Below are 4,545 nucleotides of genomic sequence, written 5' to 3'. Positions count from 1 at the left end.
GAAGGAAATCTGCCGCCGGAGCTTTCCCGGACTGCGGTAGCTGCTGCGAAATCGATAGCAGATGGCTTGGACTACGTCGGCGTTTTGTGTGTGGAATTCTTTGTACTTGACGCGTCGCATCCTGATGCGGCCGGGTTGGGCGCGCTGGTGGTCAACGAGATGGCGCCCCGCCCCCACAACAGCGGCCACTACAGCATGGACGCCTGCGACACCTCGCAGTTCCACCTGCAGGTGCGCACCCTGGCGAATCTGCCGCTGGTGCAGCCGCGGCAGCACAGCCCGGCCATCATGCTCAACCTGCTGGGCGACATCTGGCCCGGGCAGGGCAGCGGCGAGGGCGTGCCACCCTGGGAGAAGGTGCTGGCGTTGCACGGCACACACCTGCACCTCTACGGCAAGCTCAAAGCCAGCAAGGGCCGCAAGATGGGCCACCTCAACGTGACCGGCCCGAGCATCGAGCAGGTGCGCGCTACCGCGCTCGAGGCGGCGCGCGTCCTCGGCATCGCCGCCTTCTGAGTCGCGCCGCGCATGATTGTTGCCGCCTACCAAGGCTCCGAGGGGGCGCAGATTGCTCCTGATTCCATAGCTGCTGCCGCCAGCGTGGTGGGCGCGGGCGGGCTGATTGGCCTGCCTACCGAGACGGTCTATGGCCTGGCGGCCAACGCCTCTGACCCGCAGGCGGTGGGCCGCATCTTTGCCGCCAAGGGCCGCCCCGCCGACCATCCGCTGATCGTGCATGTGGCGGCATTTGATGGCGGCATGGGCGGTGTGGCGCACTACTGCGACCGTGTGCCCGCCTTTGCGCAGCAGCTGATGGCGGCCTTCTGGCCCGGCCCGCTCACGCTGATCGTGCCGCGCCGCGCCGGTGTGGGCGAGGCGGCCGCCGGCGGGCAGGACAGTATCGGCCTGCGATGCCCGGCACACCCGGTGGCGCAAAGCCTGCTCGCTGCGCTTCGCAAGCCTGCGGACGGCGCCCCGGTGGTCTGGGGTCTCGCCGCGCCGAGTGCCAACCTGTTCGGCCGGGTGAGCCCCACCACGGCGGCGCATGTGTTGGGCGAATTCGGCGACGGGCTGTTCATCCTCGACGGCGGCCCCTGCGCGGTGGGTATCGAGTCCACCATCATCGATTGCACCCGCGGCGCGCCGGTGTTGCTTCGCCCCGGCGCCATTACCGCTGCACAAGTGCAAGACGCCTGCGGACGCCCTTTGCTATCGAAAGAGGAGCTGGATGCGCAATCCCCTCCTGCGCCCAGGGCCTCCGGGACGCTGGAATCGCATTACGCGCCCAGCGCCACGGTGCGGCTGATGGACGCCCGGGCGCTGCAGGCAGCGCTCGATGTGCTGGCCGGCACTACCCCGTCCGCCAACAGCCCCGCCAACCCTCGCCCCCGCATTGCGCTCTACCACCGCAGCCCGCTGCAGGTGCCGCCTCAGCTGCTGGGGAATATGGGTACCCCTCCGACTATTGGCACCCCTCCGGATGTCGGTACCCCTACGGTAGTGGCCCGTCGCATGCCGCAGCACGCTCAGCCCGCGGCCCAAGAGCTGTTTGCCGCGCTGCGCGAGATGGACGCATGCGGCGTGCAGCTTATCTGGGTGGAGACGCCACCCGACACCCCCGAGTGGGCCGGGGTGCGCGACCGGCTGACGCGGGCCGCGGCCTGAAACGCGGCCACTACAAATCCCGCCCTGCCCAATCCACCAGCGCGTCCAGCGCGGGCCGCGCATCCGCGGCGTTGGGGTGGTTGATCAGGGCCACCAGCACATAGCGCTTGCCGTTCAGCGCGTGCACATAGCCCGCCAGCGCCACCACGCCGCTGAGCGAGCCGGTCTTCAGGTGGGCGGTGCCGCTGGTGCGGGTCTTGATGCGTCTGAGCGTGCCATCCACCCCTGTGATCGGAAGGGACGACATCAGCTCCGGCATAAAGGGCGCGGCATAGGCGGCCTGCAGCAGCCGGCCCATGGCCAGCGCGCTGATGCGCTCCTCGCGCGACAGGCCTGAGCCGTTGTCGAGCAATGGCGCATCGTCGCCCAGCCGCTCCCGCCACCAGCGCTGCACCACCGCGCGGCTGGCGGCAAAGCTTGCAGGGGGAAGCTTGGCGTCCGCCACACCCTCCGTGGCAGACAGGTTGCCGGGGCTGATGGCGGGCGGGTTTGCAGCGACGCGCCCCAGCGTTAAAAACAGCTGCTGCGCCATGACGTTGTTGCTGAACTTGTTTACGTCCCGAATCACATCGGCCAGCACATTCGATGTGCCCGTCACCGCTGGTTTGCCCGCCAGAAGTGCAGCCGGCACCAGCCCGTCGCGCACGCTGCCGGAAAGCTTGCCGCCCATGGTGTCCCACAGTCCCTGTATTGAGCGCGCGGCAAAAGCCCGCGGGTCGGCATAGGCCAAGGGCCAGACCCTTTCGCCGCACACCGCGGGGTAGCTGCCGGCAAAGCGAAAGCGCAATGGGTCGGAAAAATCGGCCTTGAGCGCGCCGCGGTAGTCGCCGCAGTCGGCCGCCGTAGGGTTGAGCGGCAGGGTAGCCGGCAGGCTCACCCCGGCCAGCGGCGGGTCGTACTGCACCAGCGCCACATTGGCAGCGCGGTCTGGGGTAAAGGTCATCACCACCGATTTGTAATTAATCAGCAGCGCGTCGGGCGCCGCGTTATAGGGGCGTAGCGGCTCGCCGTCGAACCGGGCCGGGTCGGTATCGGGCAGGTCAAAGGCGCTGCGGTCGAGCACGATGTCGCCAGCAATCGTTTTGATACCCAGACCCTGCACCCGCCGCAGCAGCAGCCAGAGGCGCTCCATCACCAGCTTGGGGTCACCGCCGCCCTTGATGTAGAGGTTGCCGTTCAACACGCCGCTTTGCACCGCGCCGCCCAGATACACCGGCGTGGACCAGGTGTAGGCCGGACCCAGCAGGTCGAGGGCGGCAATGGTGGTCACCAGCTTCATGTTGGATGCCGGGTTCATGCTTGCGCTGCTGCGGTGGGCCAGTCGCGGCGCGGCGTTGCCCTGCACCTCGCTCACCCAAAAAGCCACCGCTTCGCGCGGCACCTTGGCGCGCGCCAGCGCCGCATCCACCTCGGGTGGCAAGGCCTGCGCCACAGCCGGTCGTCCCGCAGCCAGCACGAGGAAGGCCGCCACGACAGAAGCAAAAACCCACGAAAAGTTTGACGGAAAGATTGATGAATAAAAAGCCGCACGCACGGCTATGTGGGCAGCTTCACAGTGCGTAACCCCTGCGGCTCCTGCGGGCCCTGCTACATAGGCAAAGCGCGGGTGGCGCATCCGGTGGAAGTGAAAAAACATGATTCCATTATCCGGCCCACCCAGGCCCACCCAGGCCCACCCGGCCCCGCCGACCGCCGCTCGCAGGCACCCACCGCCGATAATCCCCGCATGAACCTGCTGGCCTTGGACACCGGAACCGAATTTCTCTCGATCGCCTTGCGCACCGAAGGCCCGGACGGCCCGCAGTTGCAGGAGCACCAGAGCGCCGGCGGGGCCAGAGCCTCGACCGACCTGATTGCCGCGGTGCTGGCCATGCTCTCGCATGCCGGTGTGCGTCTGAGTGATCTGGACGCCATTTGTTTTGGCAGCGGGCCGGGGTCTTTTACCGGCTTGCGCACTGCCTGTTCGGTGGTGCAGGGGCTGGCCTTTGGCGCAGGAGTGCCGGTCTTGCCCATGGACTCTTTGCTGGCGGTGGCTGAAGACGCGCGTTATGCGGCGGTACCCGACTCGCAGGACATCGTGGTGACCGCGCTGCTTGATGCCCGCATGGACGAGATGTATGCCGCCACCTACCGCTTCACCCAAGGCCATTGGCAGACGCTTTTTCCCGCGGCCCTGCTGCGTCCTCAAGATCTGGGTCTGGCCATGACGCCCGCCGACTTGCCCCCACAACCGATGCAACCCCTGCAAGTGGGCAAGGCGTCGCATTTACTGGCTGGCAATGTGTTTGACGTGTATGCCGGGCGGCTTCCCGCCGCGCTGCTGCAGTCTGCACAGGTGGTACCGGCCCTGCCAGGTGCCGCGGCCATGTTGCGGCTGGCGCCGGAAATGGTGGCGCAGGGGCTGGCGGTCGACGCGGCGCAGGCGCTGCCGCACTACATCCGCGACAAGGTCGCCAAGACCACGGCCGAGCGCGATGCTGAGAAGGCGCAGGCTGTTTCGCTTGGCGCAGCCATACCGGCGATCGGCGCTGCGGCCCCGTCTGCCGGTTGAGCGCCATGCAACCCGAAGCGATGTTTGAGCCCCTGCTGCCCGACAGCCTCGACCGGGTGATGCAGGTCGAGCAGCGCTGCTATTCGCACCCTTGGGGCCGACCCCACTTTATCGACTCCCTGCGCAGCGGCTACCAGGCCCAGATGCTCACCGCTGACGGCCAGTTGCTGGGATATTTTGTGGCGATGAAGGGCGTGGACGAGGTGCACCTGCTCAACATCACCGTGGCGCCGGAATTTCAGGGCCAGGGCTGGGCCCGACTCATGCTCGATGCCTTGGTGCTCTGGGCCCGCGGGCAGGGCGCGCAGTGGTTGTGGCTGGAGGTGCGG

Annotated in this window: 5 protein-coding genes; 4 read left to right on the top strand and 1 reads right to left on the bottom strand. The window is 67.7% G+C overall.

The features are described 5' to 3' along the window. The coding region (locus Q0O05_RS11465) for an ATP-grasp domain-containing protein (RefSeq protein ID WP_293663158.1) at window positions 1-516 on the top strand (516 nt) is incomplete at its 5' end. A gap of 12 nt (window positions 517-528) precedes the next feature. Beyond that, a complete protein-coding gene (locus Q0O05_RS11460; protein WP_293663156.1) occupies window positions 529-1,665 on the top strand; it encodes an L-threonylcarbamoyladenylate synthase in 1,137 nt (378 codons plus the stop codon). Between the two features lie 10 nt (window positions 1,666-1,675). Here the strand turns inward: Q0O05_RS11460 and dacB are convergent, their stop codons facing one another. Then, window positions 1,676-3,301: a D-alanyl-D-alanine carboxypeptidase/D-alanyl-D-alanine-endopeptidase gene (gene dacB, locus Q0O05_RS11455; protein ID WP_293663154.1), complete on the bottom strand. Its 1,626-nt coding sequence runs from the start codon at window positions 3,299-3,301 to the stop codon at window positions 1,676-1,678. A 90-nt stretch (window positions 3,302-3,391) separates the two neighbouring features. Here dacB and tsaB point away from each other — a divergent pair, with 90 nt between their 5' ends. Together tsaB and Q0O05_RS11445 are read left to right on the top strand one after the other, a co-directional pair. Next, a complete protein-coding gene (gene tsaB, locus Q0O05_RS11450) occupies window positions 3,392-4,216 on the top strand; it encodes a tRNA (adenosine(37)-N6)-threonylcarbamoyltransferase complex dimerization subunit type 1 TsaB (protein ID WP_293663152.1) in 825 nt (274 codons plus the stop codon). A gap of 5 nt (window positions 4,217-4,221) precedes the next feature. After that, window positions 4,222-4,545 (top strand): GNAT family N-acetyltransferase (locus Q0O05_RS11445; protein WP_293663150.1); only part of this gene is annotated, 324 nt, incomplete at its 3' end.

Origin of the sequence: Rhodoferax sp. OV413 (genome assembly GCF_945881795.1) — a bacterium.
Lineage (GTDB): Bacteria > Pseudomonadota > Gammaproteobacteria > Burkholderiales > Burkholderiaceae_C > Allorhodoferax.
Note: the sequence above shows the minus strand (reverse complement) of the source record. Positions and strands in the feature narration are given on the sequence as shown.

Excerpts from the sequence above, each read along its gene's own strand:
- Q0O05_RS11460 (WP_293663156.1), top strand. The coding sequence starts at position 529 with ATGATTGTTGCCGCCTACCAAGGCTCCGAGGGGGCGCAGATTGCTCCT.
- dacB (WP_293663154.1), bottom strand. The coding sequence starts at position 3,301 with ATGTTTTTTCACTTCCACCGGATGCGCCACCCGCGCTTTGCCTATGTA.
- tsaB (WP_293663152.1), top strand. The coding sequence starts at position 3,392 with ATGAACCTGCTGGCCTTGGACACCGGAACCGAATTTCTCTCGATCGCC.